Source organism: Phenylobacterium sp. VNQ135, from assembly GCF_049445735.1.
Taxonomy (GTDB): domain Bacteria; phylum Pseudomonadota; class Alphaproteobacteria; order Caulobacterales; family Caulobacteraceae; genus Phenylobacterium.
In genome coordinates this window covers 171,339-192,258 of sequence record NZ_JBMSDS010000005.1, presented here as the reverse complement: position 1 = coordinate 192,258, position 20,920 = coordinate 171,339, and the positions used below count along the sequence as shown (strand labels likewise).

Here is a 20,920-nt window from a genome sequence, read left to right as displayed (position 1 = left end):
GAGGTCACCATGCCGGACGCCAAGTCCGTTAGAACATCGCCGAGCGACGCGGGCGGGGACGCCGCGCCGCAGGTCGGTGTGCTCCGCCATCGCCGCGAAGCAGAGGCCTGGGCGCCTGCGGCGCCGGGGGCCGTGTTCGACCGCCTGGACGACCAGACCCGGTTGGCGGAACACATGAGCCGCCCGTCGCTGATGATGGGCGGCGGTCGCATGACCTACGAGTTTGACGCCGGGCGTGGCCAAGCGGTGGGCTCGCACATCCGGATGGGTGGCGCGGCGTTTGGCTTGTCGCTCTTCGTCGATGAGGTGGTCACCCTCCGCGATCCGCCGCACCTTAAAGTCTGGCGCACCACGGGCGAGCCGAGGCTCCTGGTCATCGGCGGGTACGAGATGGGCTTCACGATCACCGAAGAGGGAGCCGGTTCGCGCGTGTCGGTCTGGATCGACTATGCCCTGCCGAACCGGGGCTGGGCGAGGTGGGTTCCCGCCCTTGCGGAGCTGTACGCGCGCTGGTGCGTGCGCCGGATGGTGACCGACGCCGTCCAGCATTTTTCATCGATCGAGCGACAGTCGGCGTAGCGGGGGACTTAGGATGGGATGGCTGGCCAGCGCGCAGGCGTATGTCAGGTCGACGAAAGGGATCGGCGCGGCCGCACTTGTGGCGCTGATGAGCTGCTCCGGCGAGCCAGGCGGCCCCCGGTCCGGCGAGGTCGCGCCAGCGGCCGTCGCGGACGAGATGGGGGAACCCCATGACCAATCCGCCTTCGGGAAGGACCCGTCGCAAACCGACATCATGTCGCCTGACGAACCCGACCTGCATCCGCCGCCGGCGGAAGGAGACAGTCCCCGCTAGAGCCGCACGCCCCGTAGCCGCAAGGCGTTGGTGACCACGCTGACGCTGGAGAGCGCCATGGCCGCCGCCGCGATCGCCGGCGAGAGCAGCCAGCCAAACACCGGGTAGAGGACGCCGGCCGCCACCGGCACGCCGGCCGCGTTGTAGACGAAGGCGAAGAAGAGGTTCTGGCGGATATTACGCATCACGGCCCGGGACAGCCGCCGCGCCTTGACGATCCCCTGCAGGTCGCCCTTCAGCAGGGTCACGCCCGCACTCTCGATGGCCACGTCGGACCCCGCGCCCATGGCGATCCCGACTTCGGCCGCCGCCAGCGCCGGCGCATCGTTCACGCCATCTCCCGCCATCGCCACCTTGCGGCCCTCGGCCCGGAACTTCTCGACCACGGCCGCCTTGTCCTGCGGGAGAACCTCGGCCTCGACTTCGTCAATCCCGAGCTTGCGGGCCACGGCGAGCGCGGTGGTGCGGTTATCGCCGGTCATCATCACCAGGCGAACGCCCTCCGCCTTCAGGAGGCGGACGGCTTCGGGCGTCGTGGCCTTGATCGGATCGGCGATGGCGAACACCGCCGCCGCCTGGCCATCGACGCTCATGAAGATCGCCGTCGCTCCGTCAGCGCGAAGCGCTTCGGCCTGCCCATCCAGTGCGCCGGTGTCGATGCCCTGTTCTTTTAGAAACTTGCCAGACCCGAGAGCGAGACGCCGACCTTCGATGGCCCCCACAACGCCCTTGCCCACCGGCGAGTCGAAGTCGGACGGCTCCGATAGCGTCAAGCCGCGGTCCTTGGCGGCCCGCAGGATGGCGTCGGCGAGCGGATGCTCGCTCCCCCGCTCAAGGCTGGCCGCCAGGCGAAGCGCCTCGGTCTCGTCCCAGCCCGCGGCAGGGACGATCGAGGTGACCGCGGGGCGGCCTTCGGTGAGGGTGCCGGTCTTGTCGACGACCAGCGTGTCGATCTTTTCGAACCGCTCCAGGGCTTCGGCATTCTTGATGAGTACGCCGGCGCCGGCGCCGCGGCCCACCCCCACCATGATCGAGATCGGTGTCGCCAGGCCGAGGGCGCAGGGACACGCGATGATCAGGACCGAAACGGCCGCTACGAGGCCGAAGGCGAATCGCGGCTCGGGGCCAAAGATGGCCCATCCGAGGAAGGCCAGCACCGCCACCACGATGACAATCGGGACGAACCAGCCCGACACTTGATCCGCCATCCGCTGGATCGGGGCGCGCGAGCGCTGCGCCTGAGCGACCATGTGGACAATCTGCGACAGCAGGGTGTCGGCCCCGACCTTCTCCGCGCGCATGAGGAAGGAGCCGGTCTTGTTGATCGAGCCGCCGACAACCTTGTCGCCGGCTTCCTTGGTGACGGGCATGGACTCGCCGGTGACCATCGACTCGTCGATCGACACGCGGCCGTCCACGACGACACCGTCGACCGGCACCTTCTCGCCGGGACGAACGCGGAGTTGGTCGCCGGTCAGGATCTGGTCGAGCGTGACTTCTTCGTCCGCGCCGTCAGACCGGACGCGCCGCGCCGTCTTGGGGGCCAGATCGAGCAGCGCCTTGATCGCGCCGGAGGTCTGTTCGCGGGCCCTCAGTTCCAGCACCTGGCCGAGCAGAACCAGGACCGTGATCACCGCGGCCGCTTCGAAATAGATGGCGACGCTTCCGTCCGCCCGTCGGAACGCCGCAGGGAAGATGTGCGGCGCCAGCGTGGCCACAACGCTGTAGGCCCACGCCACCCCGATCCCCATGGCGATCAGGGTGAACATGTTGAGGTTGCGCGTCCGCAGCGACGCCCAGCCGCGTTCGAAGAAGGGCCAGCCGGCCCACAGAACCACGGGTGTCGCCAATCCGAGCTGCACCCAATTCGACGTCGTGGGCGAAATCCAGCGGTGCAGATCGAAGACATGCGCGCCCATCTCGAGCGCCAGAACAGGCAGGGCGAGAACGAGACCCACCCAGAACCGGCGGGTCATGTCGATGAGCTCGGGGTTGGGGCCGCTCTCGGCCGTCGCGGTCTCCGGCTCGAGCGCCATGCCGCAGATGGGACAGTTGCCCGGCCCCTCCTTACGGATCTGCGGGTGCATCGGGCAGGTGTATATCGTCCCTGCCGGCGCCGCCGCGGACGGGCGCTCGTCCCGGGTCAGGTATTTCGCCGGATCGGCGACGAACTTGGTGCGGCAACCGGCTGAGCAGAAGTGGAAGGCCTGACCCCGATGCTCGGCATGGTGGGGCGTGGTCGCCGGATCGATGGTCATGCCGCACACCGGGTCGGTGGCCGCCGCGTCAGCTGCCTGGCGGTCCTTGGGGTCAGCATGATGATGGTGCGTATGGCCTTGATCGCTCATGGAACCTCCTGACCCGGACTTGATACCCCCTTGGGGCATACGTGAAATGGCCTCGCTCTGTATATTGCCGCATCGCGCCGCGGAGACTTTGATGGAACGCATAAACAAGCCACGTCTGATCCACCGGCTGAACCGGGTCGAGGGGCAGGTGCGTGGGATCTCCCGAATGGTGGCGCAGGATCGCTACTGCGTCGACATCCTGACGCAACTGCACGCCGCGCGCGCTGCGCTGCGCAGGGTGGAGCGCGAACTGCTCAAGGACCACCTCGAGCACTGCGTCGCTGGGACCATGGCCGGCGGCAATGGGGTGGAGCGAGATCAGAAGACTGCCGAACTGATCGGATTGATCGACAAGCTCGCAAGTTGATGGAGGCGGCTTCGCGCCCAAAGGGGGCGCTTGATCGATATCAAGGTTCTGTTCTGAGGGGCAGCTAGGATCTAGCCGTACTCCAATCGAGGGCACGGCGCGCCGGTGTCCGCGGACCAGCAAAGGACACTTCCATGCGTACCCTCTTCGTCGCCATCGCCGCCCTCGGTCTGGCCACCGCCGGCCAAAGCTTCGCGCAGCCGGCCCACAGCGAACACAAAGCCGCGGCCGACGCCACCGTGTCGGTGAAGGATCCCGCCAACCCGACCCACGAAGAGTGCAAGAGCGTGATGGGCCGAAGGATGGACGGCCGCGTCATGCATGATCACGCCTCGATGAAAGGGACTCCCGGCGTGACGACGAAAAAGCCGCTCAGCAAGGCCGAGATGGACAAGATGCACGGCAAGTGCGCGGCCAAGATGGCTGAAGCCAAGAAGTAGCCGAGCACCGACCGGGGCGGCGTCCTGCACGCTGCACCCGGTCGGCTTCGCCTTGCCTGCCACTCCGTCGCCCCCACCCAAAGGACACCATCCGATGACCCAGTTCTCGCCACCTCGTCTTCTCAAGGTCCTAGCTGGCTCCGTCGCTGTGGCGGCGATCGGCTTGGCGGGATGCGAGCAGAAGGCAGAGGCCCCGGCGCCCGTCGCCGCGGCGCCCGTGACCGCGTCTGCAGCCACCCCGACGCCCGGGGCCATGGGTGACGCCGAGCATCACGCGGGTTCCGACCAAACCCTGGAAGCGGCTCGCGCTGCCGGCCACCGCGAAGGGATGGAGATGGAACGCGACGCGCATGAGCGCGGCATGGAGATGGGCGCCAAGGCCCACGCGGACGGTATGGCCGCCAAGAAAGACGAGCCCATGCCCATGAAGAAGGCCGACCCCGCGATGAAAATGGACGGTCACATGTAGCTCGACCGGCGGGTTTCGCTGAACTCCGCTCGATCCGCCAATTGAGCTTGGTCGTGCGTCTCACTAGAAGCCCAGCGAGCAGCCCGGATGCGCCTGGAATCGCGCCCTCGCACGGATGCGGGGTTCCAGCAAAAGACCAAGGCGGTGCGTCGCGCTTCTTCTCAGACGCCGCCCGGTCGATGCTCGTAAAACCCTGGGCAGGGAAGCGGGCCGGTGGGCCGATATGCAGCGCCCAGGCCGTCGACGCGGGCGCCCCGAGCGGGCGCCGCTGGCGAATTGCACGCCTCCCGGAAGGCGCAGAGCGGTACCCTGTCAGCCGAAACGTCACATCGATAGATCCGCGCTGATCGGCGACCCTCGCGGAGCTCGCCGGCCGGGGTCAGTGATGATCGTAGCGCCCCACACTGCGGATCGTGTTCCAGTCATCCGTGACGTGGCAGGCGAAGCACTGATCCACGCGCGCCTTCTTCCCGGCCACTCGCTGCGACACCATGCTGAAGTGCATCATGGTATGGCTGGGCGGCGGCCGATGACATTCCGAGCACTGGGTCGACGCCGCTGGCGGGTGTTGGAACGTCGAGATCCGCCAGCTTTCCGTCCCATGACATTGCACGCAGCCCGATCCCATCAGTCCCTGGTGCGCATCCTTGCTGGCGTGGCAGGAGGCGCAATCCAGAGCTGCCAAGCTGGCCCCGGCGTGGGGCTTCTGCGCCTGCAGCCAGGCCCCGGCCTCAAGTAAGGCGGCGTGGTTCATCTGCGTTGGCTGGGAGCGCCCAAGGTGCTCGACGTGACACGTGGCGCAGGCGGTCGCCTGAGCATGGAATCGGGTTGAGGGTTTGTCTGCGAAGCTGGTGGCCGTGTGGCAGGTGAGGCAACGTTTCGCCTCCACACCTTCATGGGGTACGTGGCACGCCTCGCACTCACCCGCCAGAAAGCGATGGGCTTCTGACAGGGCGCCCGGATTGACCAGGCCTTGCCAGCCCGGCGCGCCGGCGCTGCCGCGGCTGTGCACCAGCCAAGGGATCAACAGTCCGGCCACCACGGCGGCGGCGCCAACGGAGCCGTAGAGGATCGCCGTCCATCTCATAGCCAGCGCAGCCCATAGTAGAGGCCGGACCAGATGTGCAGGGCCAGCAAGGCGTAGAGCGCCATGGCGATGACGATGTGCAGCTTCAGCCAGCGCTCGAACAACACCTTCACCAGGGCCTCTGCGCGTACGGCGAACTCAAGGTCGGCAATCGTCTCCGCCAGCCGAATGGGGCTTGGCGTCGCCGCCTTGTCGTCATGCCGCAAGACGGCGAGTCCAAGTCGCCACCAGCTTGGGTCCGGCCGCGGCGGCTCAAGCAGGGCCTGCCGGTCAAGCGCCGCGCGCAGGGAGGCCAACTCGGCCTGGCGGCCCCGGATCGCACGGCCGAGCTGATTGAGCAGATAGCGTCCCACATAGCCGCTCACCACGACGATCAGCATCAGCCCGGTGAGGGAGACGCCGAGCGGACTCTCGAACTTATGGGCGGCATGCACCAGGCCGAGCAGGGGGCCCAGGATCCCGGCGTAGATGTGGATCGTCAGCAGCGTGCGCATGGACACGCGCCGAGTCACGCGAGACTTCAGCCCCGGCAAGCGCTTGATCCCGAGGTAGGCGAACGGGACCAACATCAGGACGGCGCCGGCGATGCCGATGAGACTGCCCGCCAGGCTGCCCGGGAAGCGGGCGCTGACATGGACCAGGAACCCCAAGGGGAAGCCCACGAGCAATAGCACAAGCCCTCCGACGACGAGGCTCTCGCGCTCTTGGCGCTCAGGCTTCGACAACGAGGTCGCCTCCGGCAGCCTTCGCTTGGCACGCCAGGACATAGCCGGCCGCCTTGTCCCCGGGGTCGAGGCCGTCTTCCACGGCCATGGTTACCGAACCCTGCTTGAGCTTCACCACACAGACGCCGCAGACCCCGACGCGGCAGGAGTAGGGGATCTCCACCCCGGCCCCCTCCGCCGCCTCCAGCACCGTCTCATCGCCAGGCAGAGGGGCGGAGACCCCGGCGATGGAGAAGGTGATGGTCTGGGGGGCGATCTGCGGCGATTTCGGCGCGACCCGCTGCGGCGGCTGCGCTGCGGCGTTCTGGGGCAGAGGATCTTGCGCAGGGAGGGAAGCGGGGCCGAACGCCTCCGTTCGCAGCTGCTCAGGGGGGACGCCGAGCTCCTCCAGCAGCTGCTTCATCGCCGCCATCATCGCAGGCGGCCCGCAAAGATGGACCCGACGTCGACCCAAGTCTGGCACGGCGGACTGCAAGAGGTCGCGTGTGAGACGCCCCTCCGGCCCCAGCCAGCTCGTTCCCGGTGTGCGCGTCTCGGCCGTGCAGAGCACGCTCACGTTGGGGTGGCGGCGCTCGAGTTGCTCGAGCTCCTCGCGAAACAGCATCTCGTCCGTGGAGCGGGCGCTGTAGATGAAGAAGATCTCGCCCGGCCAGACGAGGTCGGTGAGGTAGCGCAGCACGGACATCATGGGGGTCACGCCCACGCCGCCTGCAATCAGCACGATGCTCTCGGCGTCCGTGCCTGAGAAGGTGAACTGACCGTAGGGTCCTGCCACCTTGAGGCGATCGCCGGGCGATACCTTGTCGTGAAGGTGAGCAGAGACGACACCCTGCGCCTCGCGCTTGATGGTCAACTCCACATAGCCGGTGCGCGTCGGCGGCGAGGCGATGGTGTACGAGCGCTTAGCCGACGATCCCGGCGTCGGCTCGACCTCGACCTGAAGAAACTGCCCCGGCAGGAAGTCGAAGGGCAGCCGCCCACCGGCGCTGTCGACGAGACGGAAGGTCGAGACGCTCGGCGTCTCGCGCACGATCTGCGCCACCCGCAGCTCGCCTTTCCACGGTTTGCCCGCGGCGGCTGGCCGCTCCGGTGCGGCCGCCGCGACGTGTGGGATCGGCGTGGGGGCGGGGACGCCAGGGGGGCTGGCGACCGGCGCTGGGGGCGGCGGTGCGTGTTCGGCGAGCGCGGCCGCCAGCAAGCCGCGCGCGCGTCGGCGGCGCAGCACCTGGAGCGTGGCCAAGCCGAAGGCGACGAGCGCCAGCGCCGTCATGAGCAGCAGATGCCCGGCGTTGGCGCCGTACCACAGCGATGCACGAGGCTGCGGCGCCTGCAGGTTCATCTCGTCGCGGAACCAGTCGAGGGCGACATCGGACCCCGTCGCTCCACGCGCCAAGGCCGCGTGCGCGGCCGCCCCGCTCTGAAGCAGCGCCTGACCCTCACGCGTCATCTCGCCGACTCGCAGGAGCGCCTGCTCGTCGTGCATGGAGGCCGCCCATTGCGCCTCCTTCGCGGCCCGCGCCAGCAACGCGCCGCCGGCGTCCATCCGCCGTCGCCCCTCGTCGGCGATGGCATGCCGCTCCGCCTCCGAGACATGCGGCAAGGCCAGGAGGCGGGCGTACAGCGGCGCCGCGCCCGCGGACATGCAGCCGCCGCCCATGCAGCCCTCCATCATCCCCGCCATGCCGGCCATGCCGGCCATGCCGCCCGTCACGTCAGCCGCCATGGGGGCTGGCGGCGCTTTCGCTGGGATCGAAGTCGTCGCTGCGGAGGACGATGGGCTCATGCCCGGTTTTGCAACCGTCGGCGCCGGCGCGGGCGCCTCGACCCCCGCTGGATGATGCGCTGCGTGCTCATCGGCGCTCACGGTTTGGGCGACGGCGCTCTGTCCGGCAGGGACGATCAGGAGGGCGCAGATCAGGAGCGAGCGCCGGGCACGAGACATGGCGTCTCTCCGGCGGTTTCCGCGCGGCGCGCTCCGGGGTCCGCGTCCTGGCGGGTGCGACGACACTAGTGCATCAATCCCGCCATGTGCCGGCAGGACATGGCGCAGTCGCGACAGAGCTTCGCGCAGTGATTCAGAGTTGCGGCCCGGGTCGCCTTCGCGCAGGCCTCGGCGCAATTTTCGCAGACCTGGGCGCACGCCGCGCAGAAGATGGCGTGCAGCGCCGAGCCGCGCGCCAGGGCGTTCGCGGTCGTCTGACAGATGTCGGCGCAATCGAGCAGCGCCAAGACGACTGATGGTTCGCCCGGCTGCGGCGCCCCAAGCAAGCCGGTGGCTGTCTGCAGGCAGATGGTGTGGCACTTCTGGCAGGCTACGATGCATTCGGCGAGCGACATGCCGCCGGAACCTGCTTCGGACCTGCCGGCCTGGGCGGACGCCGCGTCCGCCGCGCCGAGGGCGGACGCCGTCCCAAGCGCAAGAGTGATCAGTTCGCGCCGATCTCGCATGGTCGTTTCCACCCGTCTGAACGGCCGGGACGGGGCGGGAGCGGAAATTCGGATCCGCGCGCTCCTGCCAAGCCCCGGCTGATTCTGGCTCCTTGGCGATCCGCCGCCTTGATCCGCGTCAACCCCTGCGGCTCAGGGACGAAGATGCACGGAGCGGCGAGGGGATGGACGCCGCTCCGTGCGCGGCCGGCTCCGCGCGACACGTGCCGCGCGGCAGTGGCTACTTACTCAGCATGGCTCGGCATTGGGCGTGGGTGAGGCCCATGGTGTTCACCGCGCCCGATTTGTCGGCCGTGTGGCTGTGGGTCGCGCCTTCCCCCATCTCGCTCATCATTTTTTCGCAGGCGGCGCGCTGCTCGGGCGTTGGTGACTTCGGGGTCATGCTCGCGCATCCGGATAAGGCGAGGGCGCCGGTCACGGACGCGGCAGTGCACAGGATTTTCAGCATATGGTCGATCCTCCATGGTCAACCGGTCGAGGCTGGCGAGAAAGATTTGAAGAATCCAAGATGAACCAATGTAGGCGTCCGCGTCTAGGTGGACCTGTTCATTTCATTTGCAGACTTCAATAATCACGTCCTATTCAGACGCCACTCACGCGCGGAGTGAAGTCCTGCCCATTATCATGCATACGCATGCCAGGGGCGAAGCCCTCAAACAATCTGTGCCGAGCGCCGTTGACGTAGGCCCTGGTGACGCGCGCTGGGCTCTCGAGCGCCGGAGTGTCGGGCCGCATCGGTCAGAGGCTCTATCCAGCGCCAATGCGGGAACGGTTCAGCGAGCGCGTATAGTCCCACGAGGGCTCCACGAGGAATCTCACGTCGATGCAGGACCTTGACCGATTGTTAGCGGATTTGGCGGCTGAGCCGCCGACCGCGCCGAGCGCGGAGTTCGAGCGCCAGGTCTTTCGTCGCCTGGCCTCGGTGCGGCGCGGTCAGGTCGCCGCCATGCGCCAGCTTCCGATCAGCGCCGCGATTGTAGCGGGGGCTCTGGGTCTGGGGCTCGCCCTCGGCGGGGCGGCGAGCGATCGCTCCCTCGGAGAGGAAGGGGTCTTGTCCCTCACAGGACAGCTCGCCCCCTCCACGCTGCTGGTTGGCAGATGACCGCCGTCATCACGCGAGGACTGCTCATCACCCTGGTGCTCGCCATGATCGCAGCCTGCCTCGGCAGCTGGATCGGTGTGCATTACGGGGACCGCCCGAGCCATCGCCCGACCCTGCATGACTTCGTCCATGACGAGCTGAAACTTTCCGAGGCTCAGGACCGTCAGCTCGACGCAATCGAAGCGCGGTTCGCCGTCCGGCGCGCCGCCCTCGATGCAGAGATCCGCAGCGCCAACGCGGCGCTGGCTGCCGCGATGCAGGCGGATGGGGCCTATTCCCCCGAGGTGGCGGCCGCGAGTGCGCGCTCCGAGCGGGCGCTCGGCAAGCTGCAGACCGAAACGATCCGGCACGTGCTGGACATGCGTAGCGTGCTCACGCCGGACCAGGCGGTAAGATTCGACGCGCGGATCGCCAAGGCGCTCACAGAACAGACCCCGTGAACGGCCTTCAGGAGGACCTCACCGACGCCGAGCTCGTCCGCCGCACCCTAGCCGGCGACGACCACGCCTTCGCGTTGTTGATGCGGCGCCACGGCGGACCGCTCTTCCTCTTTGTGCGTCGTTACGTGGGCGCGCGAGACGTCGCTCAGGACATCCTGCAGGAAAGTTTCGTGGCGGCCTGGTCCGCGCTGGAACGCTATGACCCCGCCCGCCCGCTTGGGACCTGGCTACGGACGATTGCTCTCAATAAGTGCCGCGATCGTAGCCGCCGGCTCGCCCTGCGGCGGGTCATCTTGGGGGACCCGGAAACCGAAGAAGCGCTCCGCCAGCCGGATCCGGCGCCACGGAGCGATGAAGTGCTATCGGAACGTGAGCGCCTCGCCGCCCTCGAGGCCGCCATCGCGCGTCTGCCGGAGAAGCTCAAGATTCCCTTGATCCTGACGTGCCTCGAGGGGCTCAGTCAGGCTCAGGCGGCGGACCAGCTGGGCGTCAGCGTCAAGACGGTGGAGACGCGTGTCTACCGAGCGCGGCGGCGGCTCGCCGAGCACTTCGCAGACGAAGACTGATCTTTGACCTGCGACAAGGGATCGCGCCGCTGGTGGCGTATTAGAGGAGCAGGCGCTCCCTTGACCTTCCCACTGTGGGAAGCCCTACCCACCTCGCCATGTCACCCATCGTAGGATGTACTATGCCCAGGCCCGGACCTGACCTCGACCGCCGATCGCTGATTAGAGGCGCGGCCATTCTGGGAGGCGGGGCGGCGATCAGCTCGCTCTTGCCCGCCTGGGCGCAGAGCGCGACGCCGGGCATGTCCACCCTCCCGACCCTCTCCGGCGAGGACATCAAGCTCACCATCGGGCACACGCCCGTGACCATCGACGGCAAGACCAGCCACGCGGTCACCATCAACGGGACGGTGCCAGGCCCGATCCTGCGGCTGAAGGAAGGCCAGCGGGTCCGGATCGCCGTCACCAACACCCTGGACGAGGATACCTCGATCCACTGGCACGGACTGCTGGTGCCGTTTGAAATGGACGGGGTTCCGGGTGTCAGCTTCCCTGGCATCCCCCCAGGCGAGACGTTCGTCTACGAGTTCCCGGTCATTCAGTCGGGCACCTATTGGTACCACAGCCACTCGGGGCTGCAGGAGGCGGAGGGCCACTACGCCCCCATCGTTATCGAGCCGGCCAAGCCCGATCCCGTCGCCTACGACCGCGAGCACGTTGTCGTGCTCTCCGATCACAGCGAGATGCACCCGCACCTGGTGTTCAAGCGGCTGAAGCAGCAGGGGGGGGTCTTCAACTACCAGCGCCAGACCATCGCTGGCCTGCTCGCCGGCAAGGATCAAACGCTGGCGGAGCGGATGGAGTGGGCCAAGATGCTCATGGACCCGACCGACATCTCCGATGTGACCGGCGCGGTCCAGACCTTCCTGGTGAACGGCCACGGCCCCCGCGACAACTGGACGGCGCTCTTCGCACCCGGGGAGCGGGTGCGCCTTCGCTTCATTAACGCCGCCGCTCAGATGATCTTCAACGTCCGGATCCCGGGACTGAAGCTCACCGTCGTAGCCGCTGACGGCCAGAACGTTCGGCCGGTGGAGGTCGACGAATTCCAGATCGGCAACGCTGAAACCTACGACGTCATCGTCCAGCCGACCGAAGACCGCGCCTACACCCTCGTTTCCGAAGCCATTGACCGCTCTGGCATGGGCCGCGCGACGCTCGCCCCGCGAGCGGGCCTCAGCGCGCCTGTGCCGCCGCTGCGCGAGCGCCCGATTCTGACCATGAAGGACATGGGCATGGATATGTCGGCGCACGCGGGCCATGGGGCTGCGGCCGGCGCTCCCGCCTCCAGCATGGCCGGCATGGATCACGCAAGCATGCCGGGGATGGACCATAGCGCCATCGCGGGCATGGGCGCCTCCCCACCGCCTGGCATGGCGCCGCCGCGGCAGCGGGGCTCGGATGTGATGGGCGACATGGCCGGCATGGACATGAACATGCTCGACTGGTCGAAGGCCCCGCAGATCAAGAAGGGTCCGGGCGTGCAGATGATCGCACCCATGCCAATGGACCGGACGGGGGAGGCGGGCCTTGGCCTAGAAAGCGTCGGCCACCGGGTGCTCGTTTACAAGGACCTGGTCGCGCTCGACCCCAACCCGGATGCCAGACCGCCGGAACGTGCCGTAGAGATCCGCCTGACCGGCAACATGGAGCGGTTCATGTGGGGCTTTGATGGCTGGAAGTACAGCGAAGGTCCGGCGCCATACTCGTTCCGGACGGGCGAGCGCGTGCGCATCACGCTGGTGAACGACTCGATGATGACGCACCCGATCCATCTGCACGGGCACTTCTTCGAACTCGTCCACGGACCGGTGGGGCACATGCCCCGCAAGCATACGGTCAACGTGGCGCCGGGCGGCAAGGTGAGCTTCGACATCACCGCCGAGGCGGGCGACTGGGCCTTTCACTGCCACATGCTCTACCACATGCACGCCGGCATGTTCCAAGTCTTCAAGGTGCGCCCGATGCAAGGAGCGGCGGCATGATGCGTTCCACCCTACTCGCCGTCTTCCCGGCGCTGCTTGCGACGCCGGTCTGGGCTCAGGATCCGCATGCCGGTCATCAGACGCCCGCAGCTCCCGCGGCGGCCCAGGCTCCTTCTGACCCACACGCCGGCCATGCTTCGTCCTCCAGCGTGCCGAAACCGGCCACGGCCGCCGACCCGCACGCTGGCCACCAGTCTCCGGCGGTCGCGGATTCGCATGCTGGGCACGGCGCCTCGCAGGAGGCCTCGGACCCGCACGCCGGCCATCAGTCGCCTGTGGTGGCAGATCCGCATGCCGGGCACGGCGCCTCACCTTCTGCGGCGGCCGCAGACCCGCACGCGGGCCATGCGCGGGCCCCGGCCAGCAGCGCCGGCACTGCAGCGGACCTTCCGGTCGGCAACGCAATCCCACCGCCGACGATCATCGATCATGCCGCCGATGGCGTGTTCGGCGCCCGCTCGATGCAGCGGGCCAGGACAATCCTGGAAGGCGAACACGGCACTACGCGGATCGCCAAGGTGATGCTGAATATCGCCGAGTATCAGTCCCAGCCTCCGGGCGGGGGGTACCGCTGGGATGCGGAGGCATGGTACGGCGGCGACCTCAATCGCTTCGTCTTCAAGACCGAGGGGGAAGGGTCCGGCGGCGAGGGCGTGGAGGCCGCGGAGGTCCAGGCCCTCTATTCCCGCGCGGTCGGGCGCTATACGGACGTGCAGGTCGGCGTGCGTCACGACCCGAAGCCCGGACCGTCGCGGACCTATGCCACGGTCGGCTTCGAGAGCCTCTTCCCCTACTGGTTCGAGCTCGAGGGCGCGGCATTCCTCTCCGACAAAGGCGACCTGATCGGTCGGCTGGAAGGCACTTACGACCTGCGGCTGACCCAGCGCCTGATCCTGCAGCCGCAGGCGGAACTGCGCGTTTCGGCGCAGGACATTCCTGAGCAAGACGTCGCGTCCGGGATCACGCACGCGGAAGTGGGCCTGCGACTGCGCTACGAGATCCGACGGGAGTTTGCGCCGTACGTCGGCGTGGCGTGGGAGCGAGCGCTGGGCCAGACGGCGGACTTCATCCGCGCTGCGGGAGAGGATGTCGAAAGCACAACTTTCGTCGCCGGCATCCGAGCCTGGTTCTAAGGTCGCATTCGCGTCCCCAGGTGATCGCGCAACCAGAGAGAGGCACATTACGATGGATGAGTCTCACGGCCATGGGGCGCCCATGAGCCAGAAAACAATGAAGCATCACTATGTGATGCTCGCCGTGAACCTCGGGCTGAGCCTGCTGGTCATGTACCTGGCGATGTTCGCAATGATTTTCACCTGGGGTGAGTTCATCCAGAACATCAACTTCTTCTACATGGCCCTCGTCATGTGGGCGCCGATGGCCGTCATCATGCTGCTGACGATGCGGTCCATGTACATGAACCGGAAGCTCAACCTGGTCCTGCACGCCGCCTTCGTTGCGATCTTCATCCTCGCGTTCATCGGCATCCGGTCGCAGGGTTTGGTGGGGGATCGGCAGTTCGTGCAGTCCATGATCCCGCACCATTCCGGCGCCATCTTGATGTGCAAGGAAGCGTCGCTGAAAGACGCGGAGCTCCGTGAGCTCTGCTACGCCCCGGACGGCATCATGGCCGCCCAGAAGCGGGAGATCGCGCAGATGAAGGCGATCCTGAAGCGCCTTTAGGCAAGGCGCCCCTTGACCCTCCCACCGTGGGAAGCTCCATCTGACATGGCGAGGCGTTGAAGAAGGAGGTTCCGATGCTTCGCTACCAAGTCAGCGACATGAGCTGCGGTCACTGCGTGCAGTCCATCACCACCGCCATCCGAGATGCGGAGCCGGACGCCCAGGTGCAGGTCGATCTCGCCGGGAAGACCGTGCAGGTGGACGGGGCTCGCGCTCCGGCTGCGGTTGAGGCCGCCATCCGCGAGGCAGGCTACACGCCGCAGGCGACCGCTCCAGCCAGGCAAGACAACCCCGTCGGTGGCGGGTGCTGCGGCCACTGCTGACCATCAAGCGGCGGGCGCCGCCCGCCGCGCCCGTCTGAGGGACGAGCCCGCCCCGGCGCGTATAACCTGTGCGGGACGCGCAGCCCCGCCGTCCGACAGCTGCGCCAGCCGGGGACTCCCATGAAGACCGTCGTCAAATCCGCCATCGCCGCCGTCGCGCTCAGTGTTCTCTCGACCAGCGCGGCCCTGGCGGCCCAAGACTGCTGCTGCAAGGACAAGGACGGCAAGATGGCCTGCTGCAACAAGAAGGCTCCGGCGCCTGCAGCCCCGCAGACACCGAACGCGCCTGAGGCGCCGCATCAGCACTGACCCTGCTCGGCGCGGCCCGCCGCGGCCGCGCCCGTACTTTGAGGCCTGTTCCAATGCTCTCCCGCCGCCTTCTGCTCGCCGCCGCCGCCGGTCTCGCCGCCACAGCGTCAGCTGTTGCCGCGCCGACGCCGCTCACCGTCTACAAGACGGCGTCCTGCGGTTGCTGCAAAGGCTGGATCACCACCATGAGCCGGGCGGGATATGCGCCGAAGACCGTGGTGGTCGAGGATGTCAGCCCGATCGGCCGCAAGCACGGCGTTCCGTTCGAGCTGTCTTCCTGCCACCTGGCCACGATCGGTGGCTATGTCGTGGTCGGCCATGTTCCACCGGCCGACGTCGCCCGGCTGTTGAAGGAACGCCCAAAGGCGCTGGGCATCACCGTTCCCGGGATGCCGATCGGCTCACCGGGCATGGAGACCCGGGACGGTCGCAAGGAAGCCTTCGACACGCTCCTGCTGCTTCCCGGGGGTAAAACCCGCCTGTTTGCGCGTCACGCTTAGGCGTTCACATGGCCGCCGGCGGCGCGAGTGTGCCGAACCATGCGACCAGCGCCAGCACACCGAAGCCCAGCGCAGTTTCGAGGATGACGCTTCGACGCAAGTGGTCGAGGGCCGCACCCTCGCTGTCTTGAGCGCCGAGCCCGAGGCCGAGCGCCGGCGTAAGTTGGAAGCGGTTCGCCGCCGCAAGCCCGAGCATCGCGACAAACAGGACCAGCTTAAGCGATAGGAGCCGGCCGTAGGGCGTCGTCCAGAGGCCGCTGAGATGGTCGGGACCGACCAGGAACCAGCCGTTGATGACGCCGGTCGCGAGGAGCACCGCGACGAGACCCGTGCCGACCCCGGAGAAGCCGTGGAGGGCGCGGTGAAGCGCGACGGTCGCCGCGGGCGTTGGTGTCGGCGTTCGAAGCAAGAGAAGGAAGGCGACCAACGCGCCGATCCAGACCGCCGCTGCCCAGGCGTGCAGGATGTCAGAGATGAGATGGACGGACGAGCCGCCGCCTTCCGTGGCGGCTCCGTGGCCCATCCAGGCCAAGCTCCCTGTCGCCAGGGCGCCGAGCGCCGCAACGGCCATCCAGGTGGTGCGGGAGGGCTTGAGCGATAAGACCAGGATGACGGCAAGCGCCGCCGCGACGGCCCGCGCTATGGCGGCCTTGCCGAGATCCATGCCGGTGACGACGGCGGTTAGGGTCTCCGGCTTCAGCCCCTCGGTGAGAGAGCCGCTGAGAACGCTGGCTTGGCCGATCACGGCAAACAGAGCCGTCACGGCGAGCAGCGCCCCGGCGGCCGCTAGAAGCCGACGTGTCCATGGCGCCTCGGCCGCGGATCCATCTCCTCGCCCCGGCAGTGCGTAGACAAAAAAGAGCGATGATCCCATCAGGACCATCGCTCCCAGATATTGCGCCAGCCTGAGGACGATGACCGCAGGCTCAAGCACGATCAGCCAACCTTGAAGGCGACTTCGCCGGACATCTTGTGGCCATCCGCCGTCGCTGCCGTCCAGACAACCTTGTAGGCGCCGGCGCTCAGCGCCGCCGTGGGCGCGCCCGTGAGGCTCTTGCCGTCTTTGGAGACGGTGGTCTTCACAGCGACCTTCATCCCACCGTGCTCGGGCATGACCACCTCGAACTTGGAGAAGGCCGGCACCAGCTTCTCGCTGAACGTCAGGGTGATGGTCTTCGGCGCGGCGACCGTGGCGTTGGCGGCCGGGTTCGACGACACGAGTTTCGCATGGGCGGCGGCTTGCGAGGCCACGAGAAGGGTCGCCGCAGCGACCGCGACACCGAGGTGATGACGGATCATGGTGGATATCCCGACTGAAGTGTTCAAAGGGATATACGCACCCGGCACATGAACCCCTCATGATCGAGCCTGCCGCCGGCGGTGGCTTGCCGGCGGCAGGTGGGATCAGCCGCCGAGCTTCGACTGCAGTTCGGCGATCTCTTTCGTCTGCATGTCGATGGTCTTCTGCGCCATCCGCCGGATCTCAGGGTCCTTGGCGTCCTGCAGGACCCGTTTCGACATGTCGATGCTGCCCTGGTGGTGTTCGATCATCTTACGCGCCCAGGTCTGGTCCGCATCGGCGCCGGTCGCCGCCATCATCTTCTGGCTCATGGTCGCTTCCATCTCGGCGAACGGATTGGCTTGGCCGCCCTGCTCGCCGGCGTGCGCCTGAACCCATTTGTCGAGCTCGGCCCGGTCCTTGGTCTGCATGTCCATGGTCTTCTGGGCCATGTCGTGCATCGGCCCGTTGGGAGACTGGTTGAGCAGCGCCCGCGACATGTCGATACCGCCCTGGTGGTGAGCCATCATCTTCATCGCCCAGGTGCTTTCGACGGTGGAGCCGACCGCTGCAGCCATCTTCTGCTTCATGTCCGTCTCGATCGGCATGAAGGCCGCCGCGGGCCCGCTGGCCGGGATCGCCGCATTGGCGCTCGCGGGTGAGGCCGCCGACTCTGCCGCAGTCGCGGCCGGCGCCTCGGTGCTCTCGTTGCTCTTGTTGCACCCGGCGAGACCCAGGATGGCGATTGCTGCGCCCGTCATGAGCCAGGTTGATGCAAGTCCATTGTTCGTCAGCATGGGCGTTCCCTCTGTTCCCCTCGCGGCAACGCCTACAGCGCAGCCAGCGTTCCGGATTTGCAAGAGCAGGAACCAAGTACGGCGGCAGACTCTCCCGTCATGGGATAGTTATGCGAAGGTGTTCGGGGCTTCCGGGGTCCTTTCGATCTTTGGCGAAGGCTTTACCAACGAGGTCGACAATGTAGGGCCAAAGCTGAAAGCAGCGGCCGAGCAGCTCCATGAAGACGGCCTAGTCTCCAACACGTCTCAGTGCGGGACGATGGACGCAGCGAAGCCTACGCCACGCTCTTATTGCTTTCAGGCGGCAAGACCTGGGTCTTCGCTCAGCATGGTTGATCGTTGGCGCAGGTCAGTGCCGCACGAACTCGCCGGGCGGTCCGAAGCGTTCGGCGAGCTCTAGGCGGATGGCCTCGATCTCCGCCTCCAGCTGCGGCAGCTCGGCGGCGTCCGCGCTCTCCGCGCGCGCCAGCAGCGCAAGGCAACGGTCGACCAGCACCATGGCCTCGGGGTTTCCCCGGCAGCGCAGCCGCAGGTCCAGCAGATAGGCGAGCGCGTCCTCCAAGCGGGTCTCCATCGGACTAGCGTGCCGGCGGGCGACGCTCGCCCAAGAGTGCGGTGAGGTCCCGGCGCGAGCCAGCGATCATCGCCTGGGCCTGCAGGTGGTCGTCGGTCCAGATCAGCTGCTCGGCGACCGCGAGCCGGGCGATCACCTCCTCCAGGCTTGTCGCGCCCTGCTTGGGCAGGGCCTCCAGCAGCACGGCGCGCTGCTCCAGGAGGAGCTCCAGCATGCCGTCGATGTCACGGAGCTCCTGCGCGCCTGCCAGCATTCTTCCCGGCTGGGAGGGCTGGTCTTCGATATAGGCTTCGAGCCGCGCCCACCGGCGCCGTAGCCGGGAGATCCTGGCGTCGAGGTGGAGCAAGGCCCGGTAGGGCTTCGTGGGGTCCGGAGACGAGGAGCCCGCCGGCAGTTGCAGAGGCGCGGCGCCGACGGGGCGCGCGGCGGCTGCGGCGGAGGCGCCGGCGAGCAGGGTCCGGCGGGAGACCGCTGCCAAGCGCGCCGGGTGTGCGACGGGAGGACGTCCTGAACCCATGATCAAGGGCCCTCACGGGACGGGGCCATGAGCGTCGTGAGATCGCGTCGGGAGCCCAGGATCATGTCGTACGCTTCGGGATGGTCGTCGCGGTAGAGCAGCCGCTCGACCACAGCCAGCCGCGCGGCGACGGCTTCGAGCATGTCGGCGCCGGACCTGGGAAGCTTGTCGAGCAAGCCGTCCCGCTCCGCGCACAGCCGCTTCAGCTGCGCGTCCACGTCTCGCAGCGCCTGCCCCGCCGGCAAGGCCGCCTGCTCCGCTTCGCTCAGCCGGTGCCAGTCGTGCGTCTCGAACAGCCAACCCTCGATGTCGCCCCAGCGCAGGAGCAGGCGCTCGATCTGACGGTCCAAATGGACCCACCGCCGGTAGAGGCCCGTGGCGGTCCCGGACGCTGTGACGGACGGGAGCGGATGGGCCTCGCCAGCCTGAGGCGCGGTGGCCGCCGCCGAGGTCCCGACCAGGACGGCTCGTCGGGAGAGCGCAGGCAGCCGGGCGCGCTCGCCCGCCGCCGATTGACGTGAGCCCATGATTAAGCTTCTCCGGTGTATTAGACTTTTAGTGCCACAGATGACGCTTCCAGATCAATCTAAAAGCACCATGAAAGTATCAAAAAGTACCTTGTCGTGGTGACCGCCGCGCAAATTCGAGCGGCGCGGTCCCTTCTTGGGTGGAGTGGATCCCAACTTGCCGCGGCCGCAGGTGTCTCCCTGCAGACCATCCGACGCATGGAAGGTGAGGTTGGGCCTGGGCGGAGCACAGCTGCGAACGTTCACGCCGTGCAGCAGGCGCTTGAAGGAGCGGGGGTGGTGTTCATCGCCGCTGATCAAGCTGGCGGGCCAGGTGTCCGCCTGAAGCGAGCGTAGCCTAAAGTTCAGAGGGGAAAGCCTTCCCCTGCGGTCGAGCCCTGACGGTCTCGTCCGACCCCTTCCAGCGGGGGAGCGCCCCCGCAACGCCCCCGCTCACCAGCCCTGTGGGCCCGCTCCTCCCTCAGGTCGACTCGCAAGAAGGTGACTTTGTCAGTCCTTCGAAACTTGCGGAGCACGCTCATGCCCAACCCTGTCGTCACCCGCTGCATCCGACGTGCGGAGCTGCGGAGGCTCGTGCCGCTGAGCGACACGACGATCTATGAGATGGAGCGCCGCGGCGAGTTCCCCCGTCGCTTCAACCTGACGCCCCGTTGCGTCGCCTGGAGCTTCGACGAGGTCCAAGCCTGGCTGGCGGCGCGCCGGGACCCGGCTCCGGACCAGGTGCTCGAACGCGCACCCTCGCCCGACGTGCATCAGCGCCGCACGAGGCCCGTCCGCACCCTGGGAAGCTGACGCTCTCGCAGCGTTAGGGAGAGCGCCGGGCGGTCGCTCGCGGTCCCGCCGCGCCGGGCGCGGCTCCTGCGGGAGCGACCCTTCGGGCGCGTCGCGCCGCCCGCCGCTCGCGGCAGCGTCCCGCCATGCAGCGCCGGCTCCGCCGCGCGCAGGCTCCTTGCGGCCGCATCCTTGCTAAGCGGTCGCCGGCGCGTAACGTTTCAGCCGCTGGCGGCGCTGCAGCACGACGGTGCTCCGCCGTTCGCGCGAGCTTCTTGGACCGGCGGGCACGGAACGTCGGCGTACGAGCAATAGACGCAACAATCGCCGGCGTTCGGCTTCAGAACTGCGCTGCAACACGGGCAGTCATAGAAATACTGGCAGGCGTCCGTCGGCATGGTCTCCGTTGTCCGCCCACCGCACTCGGGGCAGGTCAGCGTGGAGCGTAGCTCAAAGGTCATCGCGTTCATGCGCGTAAGGTCCTCAGGATCATCAGGGCCTTTGGCTCTACGAACGGCTGCCAAAGGATCGCCAGCACCAGCAGCGCTGTCGCGAGTGAAAGCAGGATCACGGACAGCTGAGAAGGCGGCGCACAGCCCCCAGCGATCTTGCACGCCCGCGCCCGGCGTCCGATGCGCCACCAGCCAGCGCCCAGGACCAGGGCTGCGCCGATGGTCAGCCACAGGCGTTGGCCGGCGACGAAGGCTGCCCCGGTTAGGCCCAGGCCTGCGGCCGCGAGCGCCATTGGCAGCACACAGCACGCGGCCCAGGCGAATACCGCCAAGCACGCGGCGCAAACAGCTGACCAAC

Annotated in this window: 28 protein-coding genes; 14 read left to right on the top strand and 14 right to left on the bottom strand. The window is 67.7% G+C overall.

What is annotated here, in order from left to right; genetic code table 11:
* Positions 1-9 precede the first annotated feature (9 nt).
* Positions 10-579 (top strand): SRPBCC family protein, encoded by a 570-nt coding sequence (locus ACO2Q0_RS18645; protein ID WP_423353025.1) that lies wholly within the window; start codon positions 10-12, stop codon positions 577-579.
* Between the two features lie 270 nt (positions 580-849).
* Here ACO2Q0_RS18645 and ACO2Q0_RS18640 read toward each other — a convergent pair whose 3' ends face one another.
* Positions 850-3,201: a heavy metal translocating P-type ATPase gene (locus ACO2Q0_RS18640; RefSeq protein ID WP_423353024.1), complete on the bottom strand. Its 2,352-nt coding sequence runs from the start codon at positions 3,199-3,201 to the stop codon at positions 850-852.
* Positions 3,202-3,292: 91 nt separating this feature from the next.
* Here ACO2Q0_RS18640 and ACO2Q0_RS18635 point away from each other — a divergent pair, with 91 nt between their 5' ends.
* The 3 genes from ACO2Q0_RS18635 (at position 3,293) to ACO2Q0_RS18625 (ending at position 4,477) form a co-directional block, all read left to right on the top strand.
* Positions 3,293-3,568 carry a metal-sensitive transcriptional regulator gene (locus ACO2Q0_RS18635; protein ID WP_423353023.1) on the top strand — a complete coding sequence of 92 codons (276 nt, stop codon included), beginning with the start codon at positions 3,293-3,295 and terminating at the stop codon, positions 3,566-3,568.
* Positions 3,569-3,702: 134 nt separating this feature from the next.
* Positions 3,703-4,008 (top strand): hypothetical protein, encoded by a 306-nt coding sequence (locus ACO2Q0_RS18630; RefSeq protein WP_423353022.1) that lies wholly within the window; start codon positions 3,703-3,705, stop codon positions 4,006-4,008.
* A gap of 94 nt (positions 4,009-4,102) precedes the next feature.
* Positions 4,103-4,477 carry a hypothetical protein gene (locus tag ACO2Q0_RS18625; protein WP_423353021.1) on the top strand — a complete coding sequence of 125 codons (375 nt, stop codon included), beginning with the start codon at positions 4,103-4,105 and terminating at the stop codon, positions 4,475-4,477.
* Positions 4,478-4,856: 379 nt separating this feature from the next.
* On the opposite strand, the gene ACO2Q0_RS18620 is transcribed toward ACO2Q0_RS18625, so the two are convergent.
* The 5 genes from ACO2Q0_RS18620 to ACO2Q0_RS18600 form a co-directional block, all read right to left on the bottom strand.
* The gene (locus ACO2Q0_RS18620; RefSeq protein ID WP_423353020.1) at positions 4,857-5,564 is read right to left on the bottom strand and encodes a cytochrome c3 family protein; all 708 of its coding nucleotides are present in this window, start codon (positions 5,562-5,564) and stop codon (positions 4,857-4,859) included.
* Positions 5,561-6,289, bottom strand: coding sequence for a hypothetical protein (locus ACO2Q0_RS18615; protein WP_423353019.1), 729 nt, complete (start codon positions 6,287-6,289; stop codon positions 5,561-5,563). The genes ACO2Q0_RS18620 and ACO2Q0_RS18615 overlap by 4 nt, the downstream gene beginning before the upstream one ends.
* Positions 6,276-8,012, bottom strand: a complete 1,737-nt coding sequence (locus ACO2Q0_RS18610) for a 2Fe-2S iron-sulfur cluster-binding protein (protein WP_423353018.1) — start codon at positions 8,010-8,012, stop codon at positions 6,276-6,278. The genes ACO2Q0_RS18615 and ACO2Q0_RS18610 overlap by 14 nt, the downstream gene beginning before the upstream one ends.
* Before the next feature lie 284 nt (positions 8,013-8,296).
* Positions 8,297-8,626 (bottom strand): four-helix bundle copper-binding protein, encoded by a 330-nt coding sequence (locus ACO2Q0_RS18605; RefSeq protein ID WP_423353017.1) that lies wholly within the window; start codon positions 8,624-8,626, stop codon positions 8,297-8,299.
* A 331-nt stretch (positions 8,627-8,957) separates the two neighbouring features.
* Positions 8,958-9,185 (bottom strand): hydroxylase, encoded by a 228-nt coding sequence (locus ACO2Q0_RS18600; RefSeq protein ID WP_423353016.1) that lies wholly within the window; start codon positions 9,183-9,185, stop codon positions 8,958-8,960.
* 650 nt (positions 9,186-9,835) lie between these two features.
* Here ACO2Q0_RS18600 and ACO2Q0_RS18595 point away from each other — a divergent pair.
* The 8 genes from ACO2Q0_RS18595 (at position 9,836) to ACO2Q0_RS18560 (ending at position 15,645) form a co-directional block, all read left to right on the top strand.
* Positions 9,836-10,279 (top strand): periplasmic heavy metal sensor, encoded by a 444-nt coding sequence (locus tag ACO2Q0_RS18595; RefSeq protein WP_423353015.1) that lies wholly within the window; start codon positions 9,836-9,838, stop codon positions 10,277-10,279.
* Positions 10,276-10,845, top strand: coding sequence for an RNA polymerase sigma factor (locus ACO2Q0_RS18590; protein WP_423353014.1), 570 nt, complete (start codon positions 10,276-10,278; stop codon positions 10,843-10,845). Before ACO2Q0_RS18595 ends, ACO2Q0_RS18590 begins: the two co-directional genes overlap by 4 nt.
* Positions 10,846-10,967: 122 nt before the next feature.
* Complete coding sequence (locus tag ACO2Q0_RS18585; protein WP_423353013.1) at positions 10,968-12,830, top strand: copper resistance system multicopper oxidase; 1,863 nt, start codon at positions 10,968-10,970, stop codon at positions 12,828-12,830.
* Positions 12,827-13,963 (top strand): copper resistance protein B, encoded by a 1,137-nt coding sequence (locus ACO2Q0_RS18580; protein ID WP_423353012.1) that lies wholly within the window; start codon positions 12,827-12,829, stop codon positions 13,961-13,963. The genes ACO2Q0_RS18585 and ACO2Q0_RS18580 overlap by 4 nt, the downstream gene beginning before the upstream one ends.
* A gap of 82 nt (positions 13,964-14,045) precedes the next feature.
* The gene (locus ACO2Q0_RS18575; RefSeq protein ID WP_293463539.1) at positions 14,046-14,513 is read left to right on the top strand and encodes a DUF305 domain-containing protein; all 468 of its coding nucleotides are present in this window, start codon (positions 14,046-14,048) and stop codon (positions 14,511-14,513) included.
* Positions 14,514-14,587: 74 nt separating this feature from the next.
* Positions 14,588-14,836: a heavy-metal-associated domain-containing protein gene (locus ACO2Q0_RS18570; protein ID WP_423353011.1), complete on the top strand. Its 249-nt coding sequence runs from the start codon at positions 14,588-14,590 to the stop codon at positions 14,834-14,836.
* Between the two features lie 120 nt (positions 14,837-14,956).
* Entirely contained in the window at positions 14,957-15,145 is a 189-nt protein-coding gene (locus ACO2Q0_RS18565; protein WP_293463535.1) for a hypothetical protein, read from the top strand.
* 53 nt (positions 15,146-15,198) lie between these two features.
* Positions 15,199-15,645 carry a DUF411 domain-containing protein gene (locus tag ACO2Q0_RS18560; protein ID WP_293463534.1) on the top strand — a complete coding sequence of 149 codons (447 nt, stop codon included), beginning with the start codon at positions 15,199-15,201 and terminating at the stop codon, positions 15,643-15,645.
* Between the two features lie 4 nt (positions 15,646-15,649).
* On the opposite strand, the gene copD is transcribed toward ACO2Q0_RS18560, so the two are convergent.
* From copD to ACO2Q0_RS18530, 6 genes are all read right to left on the bottom strand, one after another.
* Positions 15,650-16,579, bottom strand: a complete 930-nt coding sequence (gene copD / locus ACO2Q0_RS18555; protein WP_423353010.1) for a copper homeostasis membrane protein CopD — start codon at positions 16,577-16,579, stop codon at positions 15,650-15,652.
* A gap of 2 nt (positions 16,580-16,581) precedes the next feature.
* Entirely contained in the window at positions 16,582-16,944 is a 363-nt protein-coding gene (gene copC / locus ACO2Q0_RS18550) for a copper homeostasis periplasmic binding protein CopC (protein ID WP_293421750.1), read from the bottom strand.
* A 105-nt stretch (positions 16,945-17,049) separates the two neighbouring features.
* On the bottom strand, positions 17,050-17,685 hold the full coding sequence (locus tag ACO2Q0_RS18545; RefSeq protein WP_423353009.1) for a DUF305 domain-containing protein: 636 nt from the start codon (positions 17,683-17,685) through the stop codon (positions 17,050-17,052).
* 385 nt (positions 17,686-18,070) lie between these two features.
* Positions 18,071-18,283, bottom strand: a complete 213-nt coding sequence (locus tag ACO2Q0_RS18540; RefSeq protein WP_374470354.1) for a hypothetical protein — start codon at positions 18,281-18,283, stop codon at positions 18,071-18,073.
* 16 nt (positions 18,284-18,299) lie between these two features.
* Complete coding sequence (locus ACO2Q0_RS18535; protein ID WP_409631020.1) at positions 18,300-18,773, bottom strand: helicase; 474 nt, start codon at positions 18,771-18,773, stop codon at positions 18,300-18,302.
* 41 nt (positions 18,774-18,814) lie between these two features.
* Complete coding sequence (locus tag ACO2Q0_RS18530; protein ID WP_423353008.1) at positions 18,815-19,339, bottom strand: helicase; 525 nt, start codon at positions 19,337-19,339, stop codon at positions 18,815-18,817.
* A 96-nt stretch (positions 19,340-19,435) separates the two neighbouring features.
* Between ACO2Q0_RS18530 and ACO2Q0_RS18525 the strand changes: the two genes are divergently transcribed.
* A complete protein-coding gene (locus ACO2Q0_RS18525) occupies positions 19,436-19,675 on the top strand; it encodes a helix-turn-helix domain-containing protein (protein WP_367133058.1) in 240 nt (79 codons plus the stop codon).
* Between the two features lie 183 nt (positions 19,676-19,858).
* Positions 19,859-20,131 carry a helix-turn-helix transcriptional regulator gene (locus ACO2Q0_RS18520; RefSeq protein ID WP_423353007.1) on the top strand — a complete coding sequence of 91 codons (273 nt, stop codon included), beginning with the start codon at positions 19,859-19,861 and terminating at the stop codon, positions 20,129-20,131.
* Positions 20,132-20,331: 200 nt separating this feature from the next.
* On the opposite strand, the gene ACO2Q0_RS18515 is transcribed toward ACO2Q0_RS18520, so the two are convergent.
* Positions 20,332-20,580, bottom strand: a complete 249-nt coding sequence (locus ACO2Q0_RS18515) for a GDCCVxC domain-containing (seleno)protein (protein ID WP_293383824.1) — start codon at positions 20,578-20,580, stop codon at positions 20,332-20,334.
* Positions 20,577-20,894, bottom strand: a complete 318-nt coding sequence (locus ACO2Q0_RS18510) for an MFS transporter permease (RefSeq protein WP_257835825.1) — start codon at positions 20,892-20,894, stop codon at positions 20,577-20,579. The genes ACO2Q0_RS18515 and ACO2Q0_RS18510 overlap by 4 nt, the downstream gene beginning before the upstream one ends.
* Between the last annotated feature and the right edge of the window lie 26 nt (positions 20,895-20,920).